The sequence below is a fragment of the Pantoea sp. alder81 genome (assembly GCF_020179835.1).
Lineage (GTDB): Bacteria > Pseudomonadota > Gammaproteobacteria > Enterobacterales > Enterobacteriaceae > Pantoea.
The window spans coordinates 135477-159497 of the sequence record NZ_JAIUDA010000001.1 but is presented as its reverse complement, the minus strand read 5'-3'; the positions used below and the strand labels follow the sequence as shown (position 1 = coordinate 159497).

The following is a 24021-nucleotide window of genomic DNA, read 5'->3' as shown; positions in this document are numbered from 1 at the left end:
TGTAGTTTTCAGGGGGTATATGACGCAAGCCTGGTGGGCTCACGTGTGAAAAGGGCACAAACTACCATGCGTAAGGGCGGGAGTTTAGCAGGTTTCCGCTGCCACCGCGACTGACAATAGTCACGGCGCTGTAACATGATGTTGGTAGTCTGCCTGACATGGCATGAGTCGCGCCGTTGCTCACTGCGCCCGTTATCGCGCTGCGCATAACAAAAAAGGAGCCGCATTCGGCTCCTTTCTGTTCGCAACTGAGCTATCACTTAGCTACGCTTTTTCTCCACGCGATGCGCGGGTTCTTTCGCCAGCAGTGACACCAGCGCCGGACCCACCAACATCACCACGCCCAGGCAACCGATCAGCAGGTTGTTGTGGATGAAGCGGGAGATCAGGAACAGCGTCAGCATCGCCGCGCCGAAGTAGTACGTTGTCGTGACTTCTTCCAGCGCGTCACCCATGCGACGTAAACGGGCACTACGCTGCAGAGCCAGCATGGCGATAAACACCACCGCATAAGCTGCTACCAGGGTACTGCTCACTTCAACCAGCGCTTTGTGCTTCCAGCCCCAAACCAGCGCGGCGATCACCAGCAGGTGCATCGCAATATGCAAACAGGTTTGACCGGTAACGATCTGAACACGATTAGACCATTTCATTCTTTTCTCCTGGCAGACCCAACAGAGGTCGCCCAAGTGTATCTGGCTGCGGCCAGACGGATTTCCTCAATGTAAAGCAAATTTCGGATAACGCCCTAATTTTCTGCAACAGTCACCATCCATTTGTGACAAAGACTACACTTTGTGCTGTTGATGATGAAAAGGAGCGCGTCGCAGTATGCCACAAAACAGCCAGGGATTTTCATTTAAAGTCCTGACCATCAATACCCACAAGGGGTTCACCAGCTTTAACCGCCGCTTTATCCTGCCGGAATTGCGTGACGCTGTCCGTGCCACGTCGGCGGATATTGTCTTCCTGCAAGAGGTGATGGGCACTCACGATATCCATTCGCTGCACATTGAGAACTGGCCGGAAAACTCTCACTACGAGTATCTGGCCGATACCATGTGGCATGATTTTGCCTATGGCCGTAACGCAGTTTATCCCGAGGGACATCACGGGAACGCGATATTGTCACGTTTCCCCATTATTGAATATGAAAATCTCGATATTTCTGTGGCCGGAAGTGAAAAGCGCGGCATGTTGCACTGCCAGATTCGCCTGCCGGATCGGCCCGAACCGCTGCATGTCATCTGTGTGCATTTAGGGCTAAAAGCGCAGCATCGTCAGGCACAGATGAAGATGATGTGCGATCGCATCAACGCCCTGCCGCACGATGCCCCGCTGGTGGTGGCCGGGGATTTCAACGACTGGCAGGTGCACGCCAACCGCTTCCTGAAACGCAGCGCGGGTTTACAGGAAGTGTTCAGCCTGAAAAACGGTCGCCCGGCGCGGACTTTTCCAGCCCGTTTTCCGCTGCTGCGACTGGATCGTATCTATATCCGTAACGCCACCGTGAGCCAGCCGTGGGCGCTGCCGGTCAAACCCTGGTCACACCTTTCCGATCATGCCCCTTTGGCCGTGGAGATTTTCCTATGAATTTCAGCTGGCGTGAGGGCAACCAGTTGCGGTTGCTGGAGAACGGCGAACAGTTCTTCCCCTGCGTTTCAGCAGCGATTCAACGTGCCGAGCGTTCGCTGCTGCTGGAGACGTTTATTCTGTTTGAAGATGACGTTGGCAACGCGCTGCATAGCGATCTGCTGGCGGCCGCACAGCGCGGCGTGAAGGTCGAAGTGATGGTGGATGGCTACGGTTCACACGACCTCTCTGACGCCTATGTGAACACGCTGACCGAAGCCGGCGTACGTTTCCTCTATTACGATCCGCGCCCGCTGGTGATGGGCATGCGCACCAATGTTTTCCGCCGCCTGCACCGTAAAATTGTGGTGGTGGATGATGCCCTCGCCTTTGTTGGCGGCATCAACTTCTCCGCTGAGCACAACACAGATTACGGCCCGGAGGCAAAGCAGGATTATGCGGTTGAAGTTAAGGGACCGGTGGTGCTGGATATTGCTCGCTATGTGCAGCAGGCCATCGGCAGCAAACAGACCACACGGCGCTGGTGGGGAGGACGTTCGCAGCGGCTGGCGGTCAACGCGATGCCCGGCGAGGCGCAGGTGCTGTTTGTCTATCGCGATAACGATGACCATCGCGACGACATTGAGCAGCACTATCTCGATATGCTGCGCAAGGCAAAGCGGGATGTGATCATCGCCAATGCCTATTTCTTCCCCGGCTATCGCCTGTTACGTGAAATGCGCAGTGCCGCACAGCGAGGTGTGCGCGTGCGGCTGATCGTGCAAGGTGAACCGGATATGCCCATTGTTAAAGTGGGCGCCGAGTTGCTTTACAACTATCTGGTGGATGCCGGGGTTGAAGTCTATGAGTATTGCCGCCGACCGCTGCACGGCAAGATTGCGGTACAGGATCAACACTGGGCCACCGTGGGTTCCAGCAATCTTGATCCGCTGAGCTTGTCGCTCAATCTGGAAGCCAATCTCATCGTGCACGATCGGACTTTCAATCAGACGCTGCGTGACAACCTGGAAGCCCTGCTTCAGCACGATTGTGTGCGCGTGCAGGATGACAAACTGCCGCCGCGTACCTGGTGGCATCTCACCAAAAGCGTGATTGTGTTCCATTTCCTGCGTCACTTCCCGGCCATTGCCGGTTGGTTGCCCGCGCACACGCCGCTGCTGGCGCAGGTTGATCCCCCCGTGCAACCGGAAATGGAAACCCAGGATCGGGTCGAAACCGGCAACGAAGGAGCGAAACCCTGATGAGCAAAAAACATTCGCGCTGGCAGTGGGCCAAGAAAATCCTTACCTGGCTGTTCTTTATTGCGGTAATTGTGCTGCTGGTGATCTATGCGCGCAAAGTGAACTGGCAGGACGTTTATCAGGTGATCGTCGGCTATAACCGCTACGTGGTACTGGGCGCTGCGGCGCTGGTAGTGGTCAGCTATCTCACCTATGGCGTTTATGATTTGATTGGCCGCGCCTACTGTGGACACAAGCTGGCGAAGCGTCAGGTGATGCTGGTGTCGTTTATCTGTTACGCCTTCAACCTGACGCTCAGCACCTGGGTCGGCGGCGTGGCGATGCGCTATCGCCTCTATTCCCGACTAGGCCTGCCTGGCGGCACCATCACACGCATCTTTTCCATGAGTATCGCCACCAACTGGCTGGGCTATCTCCTGCTGGCGGGCGTGGTGTTTGTCGCCGGCATGGTGCCGATTCCGCCGCGCTGGTTCATCGGCGAAAACACCCTGCGCATTATCGGTGCAGTGCTGTTAGTGCTGGTCGCGATTTATTTGTGGGCCTGTGCTTTTGCGAAAAAACGTCACTGGACAGTTAAGGGGCAACATTTACAGCTGCCGTCGCTGCGCATGGCGCTGATTCAGTTTGCCGTCTCCAGCGCGAACTGGCTGGTGATGGGCACCATTATCTGGCTCTTGCTGGCGCGTCAGGTGGATTACCCGCAGGTGCTGGGGGTGTTACTGATCAGCAGTATCGCTGGGGTGATCATTCATATTCCGGCAGGCATCGGGGTGCTGGAAGCGGTGTTTCTGGCGCTACTGGCTGGCGAGCACGTTTCGCACGGCACCATCATTGCCGCCCTGCTGGCCTATCGCGTGCTGTACTTTATTTTGCCGCTGCTGCTGGCGCTGGTGTTGTATCTGATGCTGGAGAGCCGCGCAAAACATCTGCGGCAGAAGAATGAACAGAAGATGGCGAAATCGGACGCGGGATAAACGGGGGAGAAAGCACTCGCGCTCGGTGGGCGCCATCAATGGCGCACCCGAAAATTCTGTGCAAATTGATACGGTCGACATTGGTGCGCTGGCCAAAATCAATTGCGCCCCCTACAAGCATCCTGTTTGGATGTTGTAGGGGGCGCATTCATACCCGCCAGAAGCGGTACTTCAGGATTAACGGCGGTTACCGAAAATACGCAGCAGCATCAGGAACAGGTTGATGAAATCGAGATACAGCGTCAGCGCACCCATGATCGAGTAGCGACGCAGATTCTCTTTGTCATTAACGTTGATGGTCTCGCCAATCGATTTCAGCTTCTGAGTGTCATACGCCGTCAAACCGACAAACACCACCACACCGATATAGGTGATCGCCCACATCAGCGCCGGGCTTTTCAGCCAGAAGTTCACCAGTGACGCCAGTACGATACCAATCAATGCCATAAACAGCAGACTGCCAAAGCGGCTGAGATCGCGTTTGGTGGTGTAGCCGTAGAAGCTCATGGCACCGAACATCCCCGCCGTCACGAAGAAGGTGCTAGCGATAGAGGAATAGGTGTAGACGAGGAAAATACTCGCCAGCGTCAGGCCCGTCAGCGCCGAATAGAGCATAAACAGCCCGGTGGCTAAGGTACTGCTCAGACGATGCACCATGCCCGACAGCACAAAAACCACCGCCAGCTGCACAATAATCAGCCCGAAGAAGGTGATGCGATTAGCAAACACCAGCTCCATCACCGCAGGTGTGCGCGCCGCAAACCAGGAAACAAAAGCGGTCAACAGCAAACCACAGGTCATCCAGCCGTAAACCTGTGCCATATAAGTCTGCAGCCCGGTTGACGCCTGCTGCACGATTGAATCATTACGTGGATATCGGTCCATGATGCACCTCTTTAAGTTAGACAAACGCTCTAAGTGTGGAGTCTACACCGCATTGCGTCAACGGCGCGTCAAGCACTGCTGATATCGGCCATTCACGCGCTGGGCAAACCAGGCGGTGGTCAGGTTGCGGGTGATTTTCGGGCTCTCCAGTTTAATGCCCGGCAACATCTCGCGCGGCAGGCGTTTACCGGCCATTTTATCGGCCAGAATAAACGTCTGTTTCCAGAGTGTGCTGTTGCTGAAACTTTCCGTATCGCCCTTCTCCAGATCGCGACGGATTTCCCGGTTGCTCATATCCAGCTGCTTGCTCAACGTGCGCACCGCTAATTCAGTTGAACCCGCTTGCTCGCTGCCGTACATAATTAAGTCACCGTCCAGCGCCAGTTTGATGCCGCTGGCACGCGCTACGGCTGCCTGGAAAGCGGCGTTACGACTGGCGTACCAACCGGCATTGAAATCGGCAAAGCGGTACAGCATCTCGCTGTAATCCGCCGGATAACCGAGCAGATGCATTGTGCCAAAGTAGATGCCGCCGCGACGCGTGAACACTTCACGACGAATCGAGCCATCGATCGAATACGGATAGCCTTTGGCATGCGCTTCGGCAAATTCGATACTGACCTGCATTGGCCCGCCGGTGTGAATCGGGTTGAGATTGCCAAACAGCTTCTGCCCCATCGGCACCATATCGATAAAATCATCGAAAATCGCGCTCAGCTCTTTCTCACTGCGCACTTTATCGAGGCGCGCGGCGTAGCTTTCGCCGGTGGGAGATTTAATCAGTAAGGCGGTGCGCACCAGGAATGCCGGGACATGGACTTTAGCAGCGCGGCGATCAATTTCACCCCAGGCGATTTTAGGCAGACCCGGCACCGGCGCATCGGCATTAAAATTCGATTCCTGATCGGCCACGGCGATCACCGCACAGACGTTACTGGCGCTGGGATCGATCTGCTGGACGCGAAACGCGGTGTAGATGTCATCTGCCCAGGCGCTTTTTTGGCTGACATCGCTCGGCAGTAACTTTTGAATTTGGGATTTGACGTCGGCGGGTTGACGCGCAGGTGCCTGCGGTTCTTTTTTGGTACTACATCCGGCCAGTACCAGCGCGGTGAGCAGCGCCGCGCCTTTAAGCATTTTAGTGGTATTCATCTTGTTCCCTGACAGGCCAGCAAAACCCGTACCTTAACGTTTACAGTTAGCTGCGGCTATCAGAGCCTGCGGATTTTACGCGTTATTTCCAGCGTTCGGCGGCTTGATGATCGCTGTCACGTGCATCGACCCAACGATCGCCCTGTTCGGTGGCTTCACGCTTCCAGAACGGTGCACGGGTTTTCAGGTAGTCCATGATGAACTCGGTGGCGGCAAATGCGCTGCTGCGATGGGCGCTGCTGACACCCACAAACACAATTTCATCACCGGGGAACAACTCGCCCACACGATGAATCACCGTCACCTGCTGCAATGCCCAGCGCTGACGCGCCTCTTCGACAATTTCCGCCAGCGCCTTTTCCGTCATGCCCGGATAGTGTTCCAGCGTTAAAGCGGCCACGCTATCACCGAGGTTGTGATTGCGTACTTTGCCGGTAAAGGTGACGACCGCTCCATCACTGTCATGCGCCGCGAGTTGGCGATACTCTTCGCCGACATCGAAAGGGTCAACGCCGACGCGAATGCGAGTGGTCATGTTCATCCTCCGGTCACCGGCGGGAAGAATGCCACTTCATCGCCTGCGCGCAGTGGATGGCTCATCGGCACCAGCGTCTGATTGACCGCTGCCAGCAACTTGCCGGACTCCAGCGCCAGCGCCCAGCGGTCGTTCTTCTCCGCCAGCGCCGCACGTAAGGTCGCCACATCCTGATATTCCGGTTTCAGCTCTAACGCGCTGGTGCCGGTCAGCTCGCGTACCTGGGCAAAAAACAGCACTTTAATCATGCATCACCGCCTGGAAATCGCCGGATTTACCGCCGCTCTTGGTGAGCAAACGTAGCTGATCGATGACAATGTCTTTCTGTACCGCTTTGCACATGTCGTAAATGGTCAACGCGGCCACCGATGCGGCGGTCAGCGCTTCCATCTCAACGCCGGTTTTACCGGTCAGACGGCAGCGTGAGGTGACGCGCACGCGGCTGTGCTCAGGCTCAGCCACCAGCGTGACTTCCACTTTGCTCAGCATCAGCGGATGGCACAGCGGGATCAGTTCCCAGGTGCGTTTCGCGGCCTGAATCCCGGCAATGCGCGCCGTGGCGAACACGTCGCCTTTATGATGGCTGCCGTCGATGATCATCTGCAGCGTTTCCGCGCTCATCAGCACCAGCGCTTCAGCCTGGGCTTCACGAACCGTTTCGTTTTTGCCAGAGACGTCCACCATATGGGCTTCGCCAGCGGCATTGATATGAGTGAGTGATGACATGCTTACAACTTCTTCAAATGAGAGACAAAATTACAGGGACGCGTGCGTGCATCCAGCTGTTCTTCAATGATGCGTTCCCAGCCGCTGCGGCAGGCGTTGGTCGATCCCGGCACGGCGAAAATCAGCGTCTGATTCGCCAGCCCGGCGACCGCACGTGATTGCAGCGTTGAGCTGCCAATCTCTTCGTATGAGATCATGCGGAACAGTTCGCCAAAGCCGTCAATTTCACGGTCGAACAGCGGCAGCAGCGCTTCCGGCGTGCTGTTTTTGCTGTTGAAGCCTGTGCCGCCGTTGACGATCACCACCTGCACATCATCGCTGGCAATCCAGCGCGACACCGTGGCGCGAATGCGATAACGGTTGTCTGGCACAATCGCGCGATCCACCACCTGATGCCCGGCTTCCGCCAGCGCCTCACGCAGATAATCCCCTGAGCTGTCATTGCTGGCATCGCGACTGTCCGAGACGGTCATCACCGCCACATTCAAGGCGACAAACTCGCCGGTAGGTTTACCCATGGCTGTAACTCCTGTGTTTAGCCGCCAATGAAAGAGAGGTTTTGTGTGATGCCGGTATTGCCCTGATGCAGGAAGTGCGTCTGCTTTTTCTGGCCGAGACTGTGGGCAATACGCGCCTGTAATTCATCCTGCTGATCGTCCGATGCCAGTAAATCGCGCAGCGAAACACCGCCGTCGCCAAACAGGCACAGATGGAGATTGCCCATTGCCGACACGCGCAGACGGTTGCAGCTGGCGCAGAAATCTTTTTCGTAGGGCATGATTAAACCGACTTCGCCCTGATAGTCAGGATGGCGGAACACCTGCGCCGGACCGTCACTGCGTCCACGCGGCTGAAGCTGCCAACCCTGCAGGATCAGCTGATCGCGGATCACTTCACCTGAGATGTGATGACGACGGAACAGATCGCCGCCCTCGCCGGTTTCCATCAGCTCGATAAAACGCAGCTGAATCGGACGGGTGCGGATCCAGTCGAGGAAAGTTGCCAGGCTGTGGCTGTTGAGATCGCGCATCAGCACGCTGTTGATTTTGACCTTCTCGAAACCGGCGTCAAATGCGGCATCAATACCGGCCATGACTTCCGCGAACTTGTCCTGGCCGGTGATGGCGTGGAACTGGCGTGCATCGAGGCTATCAACGCTGACGTTAATGTTGGTGAGTCCCGCGTCACGCCACGCACGCACATCACGCGCCAGTCGGTAGCCGTTGGTGGTGACAGCTATCTGGCGAATGGCATCGTTTTCGCGCACCGCTGCAATGATATCGGTGAAGTCGCGTCGCATTGAGGGTTCGCCGCCGGTCAGGCGCACTTTTTCCGTGCCCGCAGCCGCAAAGGCACGCGTCACGCGACGAATCTCGTCCAGCGAGAGGAAACTTTTATTGTGATTACCGTTCGGTTTGTAGCCGTCCGGCAAACAGTAGGTACAACGGAAGTTACACACATCCGTGACCGACAGGCGCAAGTAGTAGAAGCTGCGCGCATAGGCATCTGTAAATTGTGGCACCTGAACACCTTTCCAAATACGGGAGATGCAGTCATTTCTTTCTGCACCCTGGCAGCGATGCTGCGGCCAGGCATCCATATCGTTATGACTTAGGCATGCCAGGCTTGGGAGTCTGTTGTCATTGTGGACAACACGGTTAATTCGAATGGTAGCGCGAATTGTCCCTCGCATCCATTAGTGAATTTCGCTATATATATTGATACATAACGTTTTTTCACCGCATTTTCGCCGCAGGATACGGTAAAATGCGCGACAGATATTGATACACATCACTTCAACTGCACGACAACCTGCAGTTGTCAGTTAAAAGGAACAGCATGAATCGTACCCTGGCAGATTTGGATCGTGTGGTAGCACTCGGCGGCGGACACGGTCTGGGCCGCGTGATGTCCGCGCTGGCGCCGCTGGGCTCGCGCCTGACCGGCATCGTGACCACCACCGATAACGGCGGATCCACCGGACGCATTCGCCGTTCAGAAGGCGGTATTGCCTGGGGTGATATGCGCAACTGCCTCAACCAGCTGATCATGGAGCCGAGCGTAGCGTCGGCGATGTTTGAGTACCGCTTTGCCGGTAACGGCGAACTGGCCGGACATAACCTCGGTAACCTGATGCTTAAAGCGCTCGATCATCTCAGCGTGCGCCCGCTGGAAGCCATTAACGTCATCCGCAATCTACTGAAAGTCGATGCGTTTTTGATTCCGATGTCGGAGCAGCCGGTGGATCTGGTGGCGCAGGATTGTGAAGGCAATATGGTGTACGGTGAAACCGCCATTGATGAGATGAAGCAACCGCCTCAAGAGTTGATGCTGCATCCCAATGTCACTCCCACCAAAGAAGCCCTGGATGCCATTGCGGAAGCAGATTTGATCCTGATTGGCCCTGGCAGCTTTTACACCAGCCTGATGCCGATTCTGCTAATGGAAGAGATGGCGCGCGCAATGCGCCGCACGCCGGCCACCATGGTGTTCATTGGCAATCTGGGACGCGAGTTAAGCCCGGCCGCCAGCCTGACGGTGGCCGATAAACTGGCGATGATGGAGAAAGCCATTGGCAGGCGAGTGATTGATGCCGTTGTCGTGAGCCCGTCAGCAGACGTCAGCGGCGTGGAAGATCGCCTGATTGTGCGCGAACCGCTGGAGGCCGCCGATATCAAGTATCGCCACGACCGCCAGCTGCTGCGGATTGCGTTGGAACATGCCATTCAGGCAGTTTAACCTCGAGAAGGCAGTGCGCATGAATGCGCACCCTACGAGGGCGAACGTTAAGGATCTTACGTAGGGTCGCAATTCAGGTACGCCGGGCACCCAGGTAACAGATTAGACCGGGCGCATAGATAACACATTTGTGCCCAGTCGTTCCGAATGATACGTCTTTCTGCACGGTCAGGAGGCGGCGATAAACAACTCGCGCAGCTGGTGTAACTGGTCACGCACGTTGGCGGCCTCTTCAAACTCCAGATTTTGCGCATGCTGCTGCATCTGCCCTTCCAGCTCACGGATTTTCTTCTGCATCGCTTGTGGGGTCAGCGCCAGATAGTTAGCCTCTTCTTCTGCCGCCACGCGTGAAGTGGTTTTACCCTTACCGCGCGTTTTCACCACGTTTTTGCCCAGCTCAAGAATATCGGTAATTTTCTTGTTGAGGCCCTGCGGCACAATGCCATTCTCTTCGTTATAATGCTGCTGCTTCTCGCGACGACGCTCGGTTTCACCCATCGCACGTTCCATCGAAGGCGTAATCTTATCGGCGTACAGAATGGCCTTGCCGTTGATGTTACGCGCCGCGCGGCCAATGGTCTGGATCAGTGAACGTTCAGAACGCAGGAAGCCCTCTTTATCCGCATCAAGGATCGCCACCAGTGACACTTCAGGCATATCGAGACCTTCACGCAGTAAGTTGATGCCGACCAGCACGTCAAACTCACCGAGACGCAAATCACGAATGATCTCCATGCGCTCCACAGTATCGATATCAGAGTGCAGATAGCGCACCTTTTCGCCGTGTTCCACCAGATATTCGGTGAGATCTTCAGCCATGCGCTTGGTCAATACGGTGACTAACACACGCTCATTAATCTCCACACGCTTGCGGATTTCCGACAGCAAGTCATCTACCTGAGTGGCCACCGGACGCACTTCCAGAATCGGGTCTAACAAGCCGGTGGGACGCACCACCTGATCAATGACATCGTCACCGGATTTTTCCAGCTCATACTTACCCGGCGTTGCCGACACATAAATGGTTTGCGGTGCGGCTGCTTCAAACTCTTCAAAGCGCATCGGACGGTTGTCCAGCGCCGACGGCAGGCGAAAACCATATTCCACCAGCGTCTCTTTACGTGCGCGGTCGCCGCGATACATCCCGCCAATCTGCGGAATAGTGACGTGGGATTCGTCCACCACCAGCAAACCATCGGCTGGCAGGTAATCAAATAAGGTTGGCGGTGGCTCGCCCGGCCCACGACCCGAAAGGTAGCGCGAGTAGTTTTCGATCCCCGAGCAATAGCCCAGCTCATTCATCATCTCAAGATCGAATTGAGTACGCTGGCTAATACGCTGCTCTTCCAACAGCTTGTTGTTGTCCATCAGCGATTTACGGCGATCCACTAACTCGACTTTAATATCTTCCATCGCCTGAAGAATACGCTCGCGCGGGGTCACGTAGTGGGTCTTAGGGTAAATGGTAAAACGCGGGATCACCGACTCAATCTGGCCGGTCAGCGGATCGAACAGCGACAGGCGCTCAACTTCTTCATCAAACAATTCCACACGCAAGCCGATGTCGTCGGATTCAGCCGGGAAGATGTCGATCACTTCGCCGCGCACGCGGAAGGTGCCGCGCTGGAACACCTGGTCGTTGCGGGTGTATTGCAGCTCCGCCAGACGTCGCAGGATGCTGCGCTGATCGATAATCATGCCGCGCGTTAAGTGCAGCATCATTTTCAGATAGAGATCGGGATCGCCCAGGCCGTAAATTGCAGAGACCGATGCCACCACAATCACATCACGACGCTCCAGCATCGCTTTGGTCGCCGAGAGTCGCATCTGTTCAATGTGTTCGTTGACCGCCGCATCCTTCTCAATAAAGGTGTCGGAACTCGGCACATAGGCTTCAGGCTGGTAGTAATCGTAGTAAGAGACAAAAAACTCCACCGCGTTATCCGGGAAGAATTCTTTCATCTCACCGTACAACTGCGCCGCCAGCGTTTTATTCGGCGCCATCACCATCGTCGGGCGATTGAGGTCGGCTATTACGTTGGCGATGGTAAAGGTTTTGCCCGATCCGGTAACCCCGAGCAGGGTCTGATGTGCGAGCCCATCCTCCAGCCCTTCTTCAAGACGACGAATGGCCTCAGGCTGATCGCCTGAAGGTTTGAAATCAGAATTGAGTTTGAAGGCTTTACTCATGGTTTTGCGGTTCCTGCGGAAGAAGTCAGCGAGCAGGCTGATAATTCTACTCTGCTATGCCGAATTTGCCAGAAAAAAATACTGGATATATTTACAGATATCTTGCACGATGACGGGGAAAGCACTTGTTTCGCTTCAGTGCAATTTAAGCGGCAAAAGGCAAAAGCGTGTTGCGCAATGTTATCCCCAAGGCCGAGACGCTTTTAACATTTGTCAAGAGACCGTCATTAAATTGCAGTCCGATGACAAGGCAGAAAAATCTCAGGCTTGCTTTTAACTAACCTGCTGATTTTGTTCATAATGACTCTAAAGTCCAGTTTCTCAGCATAATGTATGCAGGCCGCGTATTTCCTCGCTTCCAACCGGTTTTCAGTCGCTAATGCACAAGGTTATCCACAGGAATAGTGGATAACTGAATCCAGCCCCGAGCCCATCAGCTGTGTATAATTTTCCCCGCACTTATCCAGGCGTGCGAAATATTTTTTTTTGCGTTTTTTTTCTGCCTGCCTAAAACCGCTTTAACTATCCTTTTAACAAGTCAAGCACCATTGTTGTCGTAAAAACCGTGCCTTAAGACCACTTATTTCTTCAGTGATTGCCTTATTAGTGAACAGATGCACCAGAAACGTTAAGCATTCAGCACCGTCAAAGTGCAGGCAGGTTATTACTCAGTGGAATTATTAAGCATCGCTCACCTTTTAAGCCCGTTTTCACCTGATTCTGACTCAGAATATCCCGTTCCACTAACCTGGCCTGGGAATTGCAACAGATCAACGATGGAGTGACGAGTCCATACGGCTTGCCTTGCAGGCCATCAACAGCAGTGTCCACCTTAATCGTGCACGACTGTATGCCAGACGACACAGAGCGGGAGCATTCAGGCAAATAATCTGGAAGGAGTATGTCAGATGCTGAGTTTACGTTCGGTGAATCAGTTTTACGGTCACAACCATATCCTGTGGGATGTGGATCTCGATCTGCCACCAGGCACCTGTACCGGTGTGCTGGGCAGCCCTGGCATGGGTAAAACCACGCTGGTGAACTGCATTATGGGTCGCTTGCCTATCAATAGTGGCTCGATGATTTGGCAGGAAGATGGCTCGCCACCGGAGAATTTGTTGCTGCAGCCCACTGAGCAGCGTGCGCGCATGGGGATCGGCTACGTGCCACAAGGTCGCCATATCTTTTCGCAGATGAGCGTGGAAGATAATTTAATGATTGCGCTGATGGCCGCGCAGGACGGTCGCAGCCGCGCGATTCCTGAAATGGTGTTCGATCTGTTCCCGGCACTCTATTCGTTACGTCATCAACGCAGTGGCGAATTGCCGATGGATCAGCAGCAGCATCTGGCACTGGCGCGTGCTCTGGTGCTGCAGCCTAAACTGCTGATTCTGGATGAGCCGACAGAGGGCATGTCACCGTGGCTGGAAGAGGAGATGGGCAATTTAATCCGTCGCCTTAATCGTGACTATGGCTTAACCATTTTGCTGCTGGAACAGCATGTTTCCTTTATCCGCCGCGTGGCTGATTATTTCCTGCTGCTGCACCGTGGGCGCAATGTGGCGCAAGGTAAAGTGGCTATGCTGGATGATGTGACGGTGAATAAGTGGCTGACAGCGACTTGATGCTCTGCATGACCTGATGCGGAGTAATGCCTTGCGCGTACCTGAAAGCCTGACGATGGCTAACAGATGTGCAAGACATTGCGCCGCTACCGCTTAGCGAGTGGTTCGCCAGCACCGGTCAATGCGAAAGGCATTCACTGCGGCAAGGTCAGATACTGCCCGCACTCAGCCTGCTGTGCTTCGCTGTCCAGATGGGGAATTTCTCCGAGGAACGGCGCATCGATACGCTGACGCAGCGTCGCCATATACTCGGCATGTCGCTTACCCGGCGGCTGAATATCATTGGCGATCCAGCCTGCTAAGCGCAAACCACGCGCCTTCACCGCTTCCGCCGTCAGCATCGCATGATTAATACAGCCGAGCTTTATGCCCACCACCAGAATCACCGACAGCTGTTCTGCTTCGACCCAATCGGCATAGGTCTGCGTGTCGGATAACGGTGTGAACCAACCGCCTGCCCCTTCTACTAACACCCATTCGGCCTGCTGCTCCAGCGCGCGTAATCCGGCTGATAAAGCAGAAAAAACGATTGGCCGGCCCTCTTCCGCACTCACAATATGCGGTGACGTTGGCTCGATAAACGCCAGTGGATTCACCTGCTCATAACTGAGTGTCAGGCTGCTGTAGCGCTGCAACGCCAGTGCATCGCTGTTGCGCACACCCTCTGGGGTGATCTCACAGCCCGAGGCCACCGGTTTGTAACCTGCGGTGCATAAACCCGCCGCGCCTGCCGCCTGCAGCAGTGCGCCACTGGCGACCGTTTTTCCCACTTCGGTATCGGTTCCGGTAATAAACCAGCGTGTCATTTGCTCAAAACTCCGTACATCAAGTGATAACTAAGACGATAACCCTGCGCATCCTGCGGCCAGTGCTGCTCCAGTTGAGTGAGCTGCGAGCGTGTGAGCGGTTGTGCGCCACGGCCGTCGTGCAGATGCGTAGCACCAATGCCTTTCAGAGAACGCATGGCGCTCAGCGCGCTAGGGAAATGTAGCGTGATAACCTGCAACTGACTGTGCAGTGGCAAGCCAGCGGTTGCTGCGGTGAATTGCGCTTCACTGAGAAAACGATTGGCATGCTGGCGACCATCCAGCCGAGCCCAGGCTTCATGCACTTCATGCAATGAACCATCGAGCAAGGTGGAGAACAGCACGCTGCCGCCCGTCCGCGTGACGCGCAAAAACTGCTGCAACGCCAGACGCAAATCGCTGCTCCACTGCACCGCCAGATTGCTCCACACGCCATCGACGCTGTTATTGGGCAGCGGCAGATCATCAATATCGCCTTGCAGATAGTGTTGCGCCGAGCGCTGCTCACGCGCGGCGTCCAGCATGTCGCAGGAAAGATCGAGCGCCGTCAGTTCGCGCCCACGATCGCGCCAATAGCGGCTGTACCAGCCGGTGCCACAGCCTGCATCCAGCAGATGCGGCCCGAAACCGGCAGGCGCCAGCGCCAGTAGCGCATCGCCGCTCTGGCGTTGCAGCTCGGCATGCTCCTCATAATGCTGTGCCGCACGACCAAAGGCTTTGGCGATAGCTTGCTTGTTAACCTGCAGCGTCATACAGCGCCTCCAGCAGACGATCAATATCGTCAGTGTGATGGGCAGCGGTGAACGTGATGCGCAGCCGCGCCGTGCCCGGTGGTACCGTTGGCGGTCGAATGGCGCTAACCCAGCATCCCGCCTCAGCCAGACGCTGCGATAACGCCAGCGCCGCGCTATTTTCACCGACGATCAATGGCTGGATCGCACTGGCTGATGGCATCAATTGCCATGGCAAATCCGCGGCACCCGCCCGGAACCGCGCAATGTGGCTATTCAACCGCTCACGCAGCGCATCGCCCTGCTGAATTTGCTGCAATGCCGCCAGCAGCGCGCAGCACTGTGCCGGTGGCATCGCGGTGGAGTAGATCAGATGGCGAGAGAACTGCTCGACGTAATCCGCCGTGGCATCGTCACACAGCAGCGCGGCACCGCTAACGCCGAAGCCTTTGCCAAAAGTGACAATCAGCAATTCGGGCTTCACGCCCTGCTGCCAGCAACTGCCGCGCCCCTGCTCACCGTGCACGCCAATGCCGTGCGCATCATCCACCAGCAGCCAGCCGTTGGCGCGGCGCGTCTCTTCCGCGAGGGCGGCGAGCGGTGCGCTGTCGCCATCCATGCTGAATACGCCTTCCGTCACCACCAGCGTGCCGCCCTCTGACGGCGAGGCCAGCAGCTTCGCCAGGCTCTCTGGTTGATTGTGAGCAAAGCGGCGTAACGTGGCCGGACAGTGGCTGGCGGCATCCAGCAACGAGGCATGCGCCAGCTTATCGGCGAGGATACGATCCTGCTTCTCTGCCAGCAGGTGTATCACCGCCTGGTTGGCAGCAAAGCCGGAGATAAACAGCAGAGCCCGCTTGTAGCCCAGCCAGTCAGCCAGTTGCTCTTCTAACTGTGCATGATGGCGGCTATAGCCCGTCACATGACCCGATGCGCCCGCGCCCGCGCCCGCCTCTGCCGCACCCTGTTGCCAGGCCGCAATCACCGCCGGATGCTGGCTCAGCCCGAGATAATCATTGCTGGAAAAGTGACGATATGAGCGTCCCTCCAGCGTTATCTCGCGCACGCTGTTGTGTTCAACCCGGCGACGCAAACGCCAGCCATCGGCATCACGTCGCGCCGCCAGCGCCTGTTCGATGCGAGATGACCAGCCCATCACACCGCCGCGTTGTAGAACTGCTCGGTATCCGCATACACCAGTTGCTCGCTGAGCTGATACTGCTGCTCATTGTCACCAGCGGCGGTGGCGGTATGCTCCGGATTGAGGCCCAGCTTGCGGAACAGGATCAGATCTTTGTCCTCTTCCGGGTTCGGCGTAGTCAGCAGTTTGCAGCCGTAGAAAATCGAGTTGGCACCGGCCATGAAGCACATCGCCTGGGTCTGTTCGCTCATCTGTTCACGACCCGCGGACAGGCGGACGTGCGACGATGGCATCATGATGCGCGCCACGGCGATAGTGCGGATAAAGTCGAACGGCTCGACGTCATCGTTATCAGCCAATGGCGTGCCTTTGACTTTGACCAGCATGTTGATGGGCACGCTCTCGGGCGGTGTCGGCAAGTTGGCCAACTGCACCAGTAAGCCAGCACGATCCTTCACCGTTTCACCCAGACCAACGATGCCGCCAGAACAGACTTTAATGCCCGCCCCGCGCACTTTATCCAGCGTATCCAGACGTTCCTGATAGCTGCGGGTGGTGATGATGCTGCCGTAGAATTCCGGCGAGGTGTCGAGATTGTGGTTGTAGAAATCCAGTCCGGCGGTGGCGAGACGCTCCGCCTGAGTGTTATCCAGCGTGCCGAGCGTCATGCAGGTTTCCATGCCCATGGCTTTGACGCCCTGCACCATCTGTTCGAGGTACGGCATGTCACGTTCGTGCGGGTTTTTCCACGCGGCGCCCATGCAGAATCGGCTCGATCCTGCCGCTTTGGCTTTGCGCGCCGATTCCAACACTGCGTCGACTTCCATCAGACGCTCAGACTCCAGCCCGGTTTTGTAGCGCGCACTCTGCGGGCAGTATTTACAGTCTTCCGGACAGGCACCGGTTTTGATCGACAGCAGCGTACTGACCTGCACCTGACGCGGATCAAAATGCTGACGGTGAACTTGCTGCGCTTCGAACATCAGCTCAAGGAAAGGTTTATCGAACAGAGCCTGGGCTTGTGTCAGTGTCCAGCGGTTTGCCATTGCTTACTCCAAAAAAAGGGGTTCATCCCGACGATTAACGTGGTTATACTTGTAAACTAAATCTTTTCAAAATGGTTTACAAGATCGATGTTCACCCAAGACGACCTCAACTTTGACCGCCAGCATATCTGGCATCCCTACACGTCAACGCGCGATCCACTGCCCTGTTATCCGGTGGTGGCAGCGCACGGTTGCCAGCTCCAGTTGGCGGATGGACGTGAACTGGTCGACGGTATGTCGTCGTGGTGGGCAGCGATTCACGGCTATAACCATCCGCGTCTGAATCAGGCGCTGACGCAGCAAATGTCACAGATGTCCCACGTGATGTTCGGCGGCATTACCCATCCAGCGGCGGTGGCGTTAAGCCGCCAACTGGTCGAAATGACCCCTGAGGCACTGGAGTGCGTGTTCCTCGCCGATTCGGGGTCGATTGCCGTCGAAGTGTCGATGAAAATGGCGTTGCAGTACTGGCTGGGACGCGGTGAAACGCGCCAAAAATTCCTGACGTTAAAACGTGGCTATCACGGTGATACCTTTGCTGCCATGTCAGTGTGCGATCCGGAAAATTCGATGCACAGCCTGTGGCGCGGCTATCTGCCGGAACATCTGTTTGCGGAAGCGCCTCAGTGCGGTTTTGATGACGAGTGGAACGAAGCGGACTTCGCAGATTTCGCCCGCTTAGCCGAGATGCATCATCGTGAAATTGCCGCTGTGATCCTTGAACCGATTGTGCAAGGTGCGGGCGGCATGCGCTTCTATCATCCGCGCTATCTACAACAGGTACGCGAGTTATGCGATCGCTATGGCATCCTGCTGATCGCCGACGAGATCGCCACCGGATTTGGTCGCAGCGGCAAGCTGTTTGCCTGTGAACACGCCGGGATTACGCCAGATATTCTCTGCCTCGGCAAAGCGCTGACCGGCGGCACCATGACGCTTTCCGCCACGCTGACCACGCGTGAAGTGGCCGATACCATCAGCCGCAGCGCAGCCGGCTGCTTTATGCATGGCCCGACCTTTATGGGCAATCCACTGGCCTGTGCGGTGGCGGCAGAGAGCCTGACGATGATCAACGAGGGTCACTGGCCCGCGCAGGTGGCGGCGATCGAACAGCAACTGCGTCGTGAGCTGCTGCCGTTGCGTGAGCATCATGCAGTGGCCGATGCGCGAGTGCTGGGCGCGATTGGTGTAATCGAAACACGTTCATCGGTGAACATGGCGGCGCTGCAGCAGTTCTTTGTCGAACGTGGCGTGTGGATCCGTCCGTTCGGCAAGCTGATCTATCTGATGCCACCTTATCTGATTTCTGCAGCCGAACTGGCGCAGTTAACCCAGGCAGTGCGTGCGGCGTTAGACGTCGAGGCCCATTTCCTGCCCTAAGCTGACTGGAAGTACCCCGCGTTTTCCACCATGATGGGGAACACACTGCACAACGGAAAAAGGAGAAGTCATGCGCGTAGTTAGCCAGGATTTTAAAGACGGCGATAAAATGCCCGAACGCCACGTTTTCAATGGGATGGGACGTCAGGGTGATAATCTGTCGCCACATTTGGCGTGGGATGAAGTGCCTGCAGGAACGAAGAGTTTTGTTGTAACCTGCTTTGATCCAGATGCACCCACCGGTTCTGGCTGGTGGCACTGGGTAGTGGCAAATATTCCGGCTGAAGTCTCCGAGCTGCCACAAGGTTCCGGTTCAGGCGTGGTCGAACTGCCGCAGGGCGCGATTCAAACCCGCACTGACTTCGGTCAAACCGGCTACGGTGGCGCAGCGCCGCCACAAGGTGATCCGCATCGCTACATCTTTACGGTACACGCGATGGATGTGGACAAAATCGATGTGGATGAAGGTGCGAGCGGCGCGATGGTTGGTTTTAATGTGCACTTCCACGCGCTGGCGAGTGCCTCGATTACGGTGAAATACTCCTGATCAAAAACGGCGCCAACAGGCGCCGTTTCTTATCATGTATTCAAATCAATCCAGTGCGTGGATCACCACCCACATCGGGCCCTGTCCCACTGCGTAACGCGCCAGCGGTTGCAACAGACCGCGATCGGCAATCTTGTACACTTCGATATGATGCGACTTCTGCCCTGCCGCCACCAGATACTGACCACTGTTATCGATATTGAAGCCTCGCGGCTGAGTTTCGGTCGGCTGGTAACCTTCGATCGCTAACACTGAGCCATCTTCGCTGATACTAAACGCGGTAATGGTGCTGCTGGTGCGGTCACAGGCGTAGAGGAAACGGCCGTCTGGCGTGATATGGATATCGGCCGCCCAGCGCGTATCGCTGAAATCTTTCGGCATCATATCCAGACTCTGCACGCGCTCAACCTGACCGTGCACGTTGTTCAATGCCCAGACATCTACGGTGCTGTCGAGTTCATTTACCACATAGCCGTAAGCACCATTCGGATGGAATGCCATATGGCGCGGGCCTGCACCTTCGACCGTGGTGACCTGCGCCTGCTCGCGCGGCGCCAGAGTGCCATCCGCATTCAGCTGGAACAGGCAGATACGATCCTGCTTCAGTGCTGGCACAAACAGCGTCTGATTGCCGAGATCGATATTGGCTGAGTGGCAGCCATCCATTCCGCCAATCACCTGACTTGGGGCTTGCGGCAAACCTTCACTGTCAATCGGGCTGATGCTGACACACGCATCGTTGTAAGAACCGCAGAAAATATATTTGCCCTGGCGGTCGGTGGAGATGTGGGTTGGGCTGCCTGGCAGTGGCGCTTCACCGGCCAGACTCAGGGAACCGTCGGCCGCAATGCGATACGCCAGCACGCGAAAATTAGGACGGACGCCGACGTAGAGGAAATCTTTCTTCGGGCTCACCACCATCGGCTGCACCTGGCCGGCCACATCCGTGACCTGCAATAACGTCAGTGCGCCATCTTCCTGCAACTGCCATGCATGGATCTGCTGGCTCTCGGGACTGGCGGTATACACGACTTGTTTCATGCGGTTTTCCTTATTCGCTGCCTGATGAAAGGGATAACTGTAGCGCGTTTCATTTTGCCGCGCTGGATTCATTTGTGCCCTGTTTTTTGTCTCAGGGCCGCTGCCGGGTGTAGACTCAATGCTTTGCTAACTCCCGGACGGAAAGTGTAATGAGCTACCGCGTAATCGCCCTTGACCTCGACGGCACCCTGCTGACCCCCACAAAAACCATCTTACCTGAATCGATCGAAGCGCTTGCCCGCGCGCAACAGGCGGGTGTCAAAGTATTGATCGTCACCGGTCGCCACCACTGCGCGATTCATCCTTTTTATCAGGCGCTGCAGTTGGATACACCCGCAATCTGCTGTAATGGGACCTACTTGTACGATTATGCAGCGAAGAAGGTGCTCGCATCCGATCCACTGGAGAAAAGCCAGGCGACCCGCGTCATTGAGATGCTCGATCAGGAGAACATTCACGGGCTGCTGTATGTCGATGATGCCATGCTGTATCAGGAACCCACTGGCCACGTGACGCGCACCCTGAACTGGGCACAATCTCTGCCGGAAGCGCAGCGTCCCCTGTTCCTGCAGGTGCCAAGCCTGGCGCAGGCAGCGCTGGATGCGCAATCCATTTGGAAGTTTGCCCTCTCCCATCCTGACACGCGCGCACTGCAGCAGTTTGCTGAGCGCACCGAAGCCGAACTCGGGCTGGCATGTGAATGGTCATGGCACGATCAGGTGGATATCGCGCAGGCAGGCAACAGCAAAGGCAAGCGTCTGGCGCAATGGGTTGAAAGTCAGGGCTTTAGCATGCAAGACGTGCTGGCGTTCGGTGATAACTACAATGACCTGAGCATGCTGGAACAGGTGGGCTTAGGTGTGGCGATGGGCAATGCTGATGACGCCATTAAAGCGCGCGCCAAAAAAGTGATTGGCACCAATCTGGAACCGGGTATTGCCGAAGTGATTTATCAAGAGGTTCTGTAACCCTTTGATATAGAGGGTGCGTATCAATACGCACCCTACAAATGACTCCGTTGATTACGCCGTGATCGCCACGCTCTTAATTTGCGCATACAGCCACTGATCCGGCCGAATGCCCAATTCATCACGCGCCCAGGGCGAAATCCGCGCCCAAAGCTCGCTAATGCCAATACGCAGCTTCACTTCCACCTGATCGTCAATTTCTAATAACTCGACCACCTGAGCAGGCAGGATATTGCGTACCGAGGTGTTCTGCGGTGGCTGCAAGGCCAGCGACACATCCCCGGACGCGATACGAATGCGCAGTGCCGTTTTCAGCGGCTGGTTAACCCGGCTGACCCAAATATGTTGATCGCCCAAAGACAGTGCCGTCATCGGATAATCGGGATGCTGCTCCAGCACCTGCACCCGCAGCACGCTACTGCGATCGGCAACCGGCAGCCATGGCCGCATGGCCGCACTGCTCCACACCTTCTCCAGCGAACCAAAGGCTTTGACTTTGCCGCTGTCGAGCACCAGCACGTTCTCGGCCAGTTGCAGAATTTCATCCAGACTGTGCGACACGTAAAGAATCGGAATCTCGATCTGTTTCGCCAGCTTTTGCAGATACGGCATCAGTTCGCGTTTGCGTGGCAAGTCCAGTGACGCCAGCGGCTCATCCATCAATAAAATGTCTGGCGCACTAAGCAGTGCGCGACCAATCGCCACGCGCTGTTTCTCGCCGCCTGACAGCGAGGCCGGGAAGCGAGTCAGCAGCGGCTCAAGACCGAGCAGCGCCACCAGCGCGTTGAACTGCGGCTTCATCGCCGCCGCCATGCCATATTGCAGATTGCCACGTACCCGATAATGCGGGAACAGCCGTGCATCCTGGAACACGTAGCCGATGCGACGCTTTTCCGGTGGCAGATTGACCTGCGTGGCCGAATCGAAAAGCAGACGATCGTTTAGCTGAATCTGGCCGCTTTGCGGTTGTGTTAAACCGCCAATCGCGTTAATTAACGAGGTTTTGCCCGCGCCAGACACACCGAAGATCGCGGTAATGCCGCTGCCGGGGATCTGCACGTTGACGTCCAGTTGGTGATCGCCCAGCAACTGGGAAATATTGAGATTAAGCATCAGGCTGCCCCTAACCGCTTGCGGCCCCAACGAGCCAGCAGCTCGGAAGCCACCAGCGATAACAGCGCCAGCGCAATCGCCACCGCACACAAGCGGGCGGCGGTGCCTTCTGCACCGGGCGTTTCAATCAGGGTAAACATCGCGGAGGGGATGGTGCGCGTCTCGCCGGGAATATTCGAGACGAAGGTAATCGTTGCGCCAAACTCACCTAATGAGCGGGCGAAGGCCAAAACGGTGCCAACAATGATACCGGGCAGCGTCAGCGGCAGGGTAATAGTGAAAAATACCCGCCAGCGACCGGCACCCAGCGTGCGCGCCGCCTGCTCCAGTTTGGTGTCCACGGCTTCCAGCGCGAGGCGAATCGCACGCACCATCAACGGAAACGCCATCACTGCCGAAGCCAACACCGCGCCCTGCCAGCTAAAGGCAAAGGTGAAGCCAAACCAGTCGTAAAGCCACTCGCCGATAAATCCGCGCCGACCTAATGCAATCAGCAACAGATACCCCACCACCACCGGCGGTAAAACAAGCGGCAGATGAATGACGCTATCGAGCAGAGTTTTGCCCGGAAACCGGCAACGCGCCAGAATCCAGGCCATCATGATGCCAAACGGCAAGCTAAACAGCACCGCTACGCTGGAAACTTTTAAGCTGAGAAAAACGGCCTGCCATTCGGGATCACTGAGTATCATTTCTTCGGCGCAAATCCATACTGTTTAAACACTGCAGCGGCGTCCGGCCCCTGTAAGTACTTGTAGAAGGCCTCTACCGTTGCGTTCTGATGCTCTTTAACGACCGCCATCGGATATTCCACTGGTTTGTGGCTATCCTCCGGGAAGCGTCCTACCACCTGCACTTTGTCACTGGCAACCGCATCAGAACCGTAAACGATGCCGTACGGTGATTCATTGCGTTCGACCAGCGCCAGTGCGGCACGGACGTTGTTGGCTGGCGCCAGCTGCGGCGACACGGTATCCCAGGCGCCCAGCTTTTGCAGGGCTTCTTTGGCGTAAATCCCAGCCGGAACATGATCCGGATCGCCCACCGCCAGACGTTCGCCTTTCAGCAAACTTTTCCAGTCAGTTTTTGCATCGATGGTCACCGCTTTTGCGCTTTCACTCTTCGGTGCCACCAGCACTAAATCATTGCCCAGCAGCGTGTAGCGCGTATTTTCCACCACACTCTTTTTATCCACCGCATAGTCCATCCACTGCTGGTCAGCAGAGATAAACAGATCGGCCGGCGCACCTTGTTCGATCTGGCGTGCCAGGGTGGATGAAGAGGCGAAGGACGAGACCACTTCAACGCCGCTTTTTTTCTGATATTGCGTGGCAATATCCTGCATTGCATTGGTTAACGATGCCGCAGCGAACACGGTGATCTTCTCTGCAGCCACGGCGTGACCCGCCATAGAAACAGTCAGTACGGTAACAGCAGCCCAGCGGTAATTGATTTTCAGCATTTTTTACTCCTTGTTACGTTATATATTAGATAATACAACGTAGGAACAAATGCTGTCATGAACTTAATATCGGCAGGATTGAAGGGAAGTTAAAGAAAAAACGCCCGCTGAGTGCGGGCGCTTATA

Annotated in this window: 25 protein-coding genes and 1 riboswitch; of the genes, 8 read left to right on the top strand and 17 right to left on the bottom strand. The window is 56.1% G+C overall.

The window, feature by feature from the left end:
• Positions 1-260: 260 nt before the first annotated feature.
• Complete coding sequence (locus LBW88_RS00810; protein WP_034821088.1) at positions 261-653, bottom strand: YbhQ family protein; 393 nt, start codon at positions 651-653, stop codon at positions 261-263.
• Positions 654-831: 178 nt separating this feature from the next.
• On the opposite strand from LBW88_RS00810, the gene LBW88_RS00805 reads away from it, so the two are divergent.
• From LBW88_RS00805 to LBW88_RS00795, 3 genes are read left to right on the top strand one after another with little or no spacing between them, the layout of a single operon-like run.
• On the top strand, positions 832-1593 hold the full coding sequence (locus LBW88_RS00805; RefSeq protein WP_224929898.1) for an endonuclease/exonuclease/phosphatase family protein: 762 nt from the start codon (positions 832-834) through the stop codon (positions 1591-1593).
• On the top strand, positions 1590-2834 hold the full coding sequence (gene clsB / locus LBW88_RS00800) for a cardiolipin synthase ClsB (RefSeq protein ID WP_224929902.1): 1245 nt from the start codon (positions 1590-1592) through the stop codon (positions 2832-2834). Before LBW88_RS00805 ends, clsB begins: the two co-directional genes overlap by 4 nt.
• Positions 2834-3808 carry a lysylphosphatidylglycerol synthase domain-containing protein gene (locus LBW88_RS00795; RefSeq protein ID WP_224929905.1) on the top strand — a complete coding sequence of 325 codons (975 nt, stop codon included), beginning with the start codon at positions 2834-2836 and terminating at the stop codon, positions 3806-3808. The genes clsB and LBW88_RS00795 overlap by 1 nt, the downstream gene beginning before the upstream one ends.
• A gap of 177 nt (positions 3809-3985) precedes the next feature.
• Here LBW88_RS00795 and LBW88_RS00790 read toward each other — a convergent pair whose 3' ends face one another.
• The 7 genes from LBW88_RS00790 to moaA form a co-directional block, all read right to left on the bottom strand.
• Complete coding sequence (locus LBW88_RS00790; RefSeq protein WP_034821101.1) at positions 3986-4693, bottom strand: Bax inhibitor-1 family protein; 708 nt, start codon at positions 4691-4693, stop codon at positions 3986-3988.
• A 57-nt stretch (positions 4694-4750) separates the two neighbouring features.
• Positions 4751-5845, bottom strand: coding sequence for a DUF1615 domain-containing protein (locus LBW88_RS00785; RefSeq protein ID WP_224929908.1), 1095 nt, complete (start codon positions 5843-5845; stop codon positions 4751-4753).
• 82 nt (positions 5846-5927) lie between these two features.
• Positions 5928-6380: a molybdopterin synthase catalytic subunit MoaE gene (gene moaE, locus LBW88_RS00780; RefSeq protein WP_224929911.1), complete on the bottom strand. Its 453-nt coding sequence runs from the start codon at positions 6378-6380 to the stop codon at positions 5928-5930.
• A gap of 2 nt (positions 6381-6382) precedes the next feature.
• Positions 6383-6628, bottom strand: coding sequence for a molybdopterin synthase sulfur carrier subunit (gene moaD, locus LBW88_RS00775; protein ID WP_224929914.1), 246 nt, complete (start codon positions 6626-6628; stop codon positions 6383-6385).
• A complete protein-coding gene (gene moaC, locus LBW88_RS00770) occupies positions 6621-7106 on the bottom strand; it encodes a cyclic pyranopterin monophosphate synthase MoaC (RefSeq protein WP_224929916.1) in 486 nt (161 codons plus the stop codon). The genes moaD and moaC overlap by 8 nt, the downstream gene beginning before the upstream one ends.
• Before the next feature lie 2 nt (positions 7107-7108).
• A complete protein-coding gene (gene moaB, locus LBW88_RS00765; RefSeq protein WP_224929918.1) occupies positions 7109-7624 on the bottom strand; it encodes a molybdenum cofactor biosynthesis protein B in 516 nt (171 codons plus the stop codon).
• Between the two features lie 17 nt (positions 7625-7641).
• Positions 7642-8628 (bottom strand): GTP 3',8-cyclase MoaA, encoded by a 987-nt coding sequence (gene moaA / locus LBW88_RS00760; protein WP_224929921.1) that lies wholly within the window; start codon positions 8626-8628, stop codon positions 7642-7644.
• Positions 8617-8751: riboswitch (molybdenum cofactor riboswitch) on the bottom strand. Its footprint overlaps the gene before it by 12 nt.
• A gap of 194 nt (positions 8752-8945) precedes the next feature.
• Here moaA and LBW88_RS00755 point away from each other — a divergent pair.
• Positions 8946-9845: a gluconeogenesis factor YvcK family protein gene (locus LBW88_RS00755; protein WP_224929924.1), complete on the top strand. Its 900-nt coding sequence runs from the start codon at positions 8946-8948 to the stop codon at positions 9843-9845.
• 168 nt (positions 9846-10013) lie between these two features.
• On the opposite strand, the gene uvrB is transcribed toward LBW88_RS00755, so the two are convergent.
• Complete coding sequence (uvrB, locus tag LBW88_RS00750; protein WP_224929927.1) at positions 10014-12035, bottom strand: excinuclease ABC subunit UvrB; 2022 nt, start codon at positions 12033-12035, stop codon at positions 10014-10016.
• 908 nt (positions 12036-12943) lie between these two features.
• Between uvrB and LBW88_RS00745 the strand changes: the two genes are divergently transcribed.
• A complete protein-coding gene (locus LBW88_RS00745) occupies positions 12944-13660 on the top strand; it encodes an ABC transporter ATP-binding protein (protein WP_224929930.1) in 717 nt (238 codons plus the stop codon).
• A gap of 134 nt (positions 13661-13794) precedes the next feature.
• Here LBW88_RS00745 and bioD read toward each other — a convergent pair whose 3' ends face one another.
• Genes bioD through bioB form a run of 4 tightly spaced genes read right to left on the bottom strand, consistent with a single transcriptional unit; the run spans position 13795 to position 17384 of the window.
• Positions 13795-14466 (bottom strand): dethiobiotin synthase, encoded by a 672-nt coding sequence (gene bioD / locus LBW88_RS00740; RefSeq protein ID WP_224929934.1) that lies wholly within the window; start codon positions 14464-14466, stop codon positions 13795-13797.
• A complete protein-coding gene (gene bioC / locus LBW88_RS00735; RefSeq protein ID WP_224929937.1) occupies positions 14463-15218 on the bottom strand; it encodes a malonyl-ACP O-methyltransferase BioC in 756 nt (251 codons plus the stop codon). The genes bioD and bioC overlap by 4 nt, the downstream gene beginning before the upstream one ends.
• Positions 15202-16353 carry an 8-amino-7-oxononanoate synthase gene (gene bioF, locus LBW88_RS00730; RefSeq protein ID WP_224929940.1) on the bottom strand — a complete coding sequence of 384 codons (1152 nt, stop codon included), beginning with the start codon at positions 16351-16353 and terminating at the stop codon, positions 15202-15204. The genes bioC and bioF overlap by 17 nt, the downstream gene beginning before the upstream one ends.
• Positions 16353-17384 carry a biotin synthase BioB gene (gene bioB, locus LBW88_RS00725; RefSeq protein WP_224929943.1) on the bottom strand — a complete coding sequence of 344 codons (1032 nt, stop codon included), beginning with the start codon at positions 17382-17384 and terminating at the stop codon, positions 16353-16355. The genes bioF and bioB overlap by 1 nt, the downstream gene beginning before the upstream one ends.
• An 87-nt stretch (positions 17385-17471) precedes the next feature.
• Between bioB and bioA the strand changes: the two genes are divergently transcribed.
• Both bioA and LBW88_RS00715 read left to right on the top strand, forming a co-directional pair.
• Positions 17472-18764, top strand: coding sequence for an adenosylmethionine--8-amino-7-oxononanoate transaminase (bioA, locus tag LBW88_RS00720; protein WP_224929946.1), 1293 nt, complete (start codon positions 17472-17474; stop codon positions 18762-18764).
• A gap of 70 nt (positions 18765-18834) precedes the next feature.
• Entirely contained in the window at positions 18835-19311 is a 477-nt protein-coding gene (locus LBW88_RS00715) for a kinase inhibitor (RefSeq protein ID WP_224929949.1), read from the top strand.
• Between the two features lie 45 nt (positions 19312-19356).
• Here the strand turns inward: LBW88_RS00715 and pgl are convergent, their stop codons facing one another.
• Positions 19357-20352, bottom strand: coding sequence for a 6-phosphogluconolactonase (pgl, locus tag LBW88_RS00710; RefSeq protein ID WP_224929951.1), 996 nt, complete (start codon positions 20350-20352; stop codon positions 19357-19359).
• A gap of 149 nt (positions 20353-20501) precedes the next feature.
• Here pgl and LBW88_RS00705 point away from each other — a divergent pair, with 149 nt between their 5' ends.
• A complete protein-coding gene (locus LBW88_RS00705) occupies positions 20502-21320 on the top strand; it encodes a pyridoxal phosphatase (protein WP_224929954.1) in 819 nt (272 codons plus the stop codon).
• Between the two features lie 54 nt (positions 21321-21374).
• Here the strand turns inward: LBW88_RS00705 and modC are convergent, their stop codons facing one another.
• Genes modC through modA form a run of 3 tightly spaced genes read right to left on the bottom strand, consistent with a single transcriptional unit; the run spans position 21375 to position 23895 of the window.
• The gene (gene modC / locus LBW88_RS00700) at positions 21375-22433 is read right to left on the bottom strand and encodes a molybdenum ABC transporter ATP-binding protein ModC (protein WP_224929957.1); all 1059 of its coding nucleotides are present in this window, start codon (positions 22431-22433) and stop codon (positions 21375-21377) included.
• The gene (gene modB, locus LBW88_RS00695) at positions 22433-23125 is read right to left on the bottom strand and encodes a molybdate ABC transporter permease subunit (RefSeq protein WP_224929960.1); all 693 of its coding nucleotides are present in this window, start codon (positions 23123-23125) and stop codon (positions 22433-22435) included. Before modB ends, modC begins: the two co-directional genes overlap by 1 nt.
• Positions 23122-23895 carry a molybdate ABC transporter substrate-binding protein gene (gene modA, locus LBW88_RS00690; protein ID WP_224929963.1) on the bottom strand — a complete coding sequence of 258 codons (774 nt, stop codon included), beginning with the start codon at positions 23893-23895 and terminating at the stop codon, positions 23122-23124. Before modA ends, modB begins: the two co-directional genes overlap by 4 nt.
• Between the last annotated feature and the right edge of the window lie 126 nt (positions 23896-24021).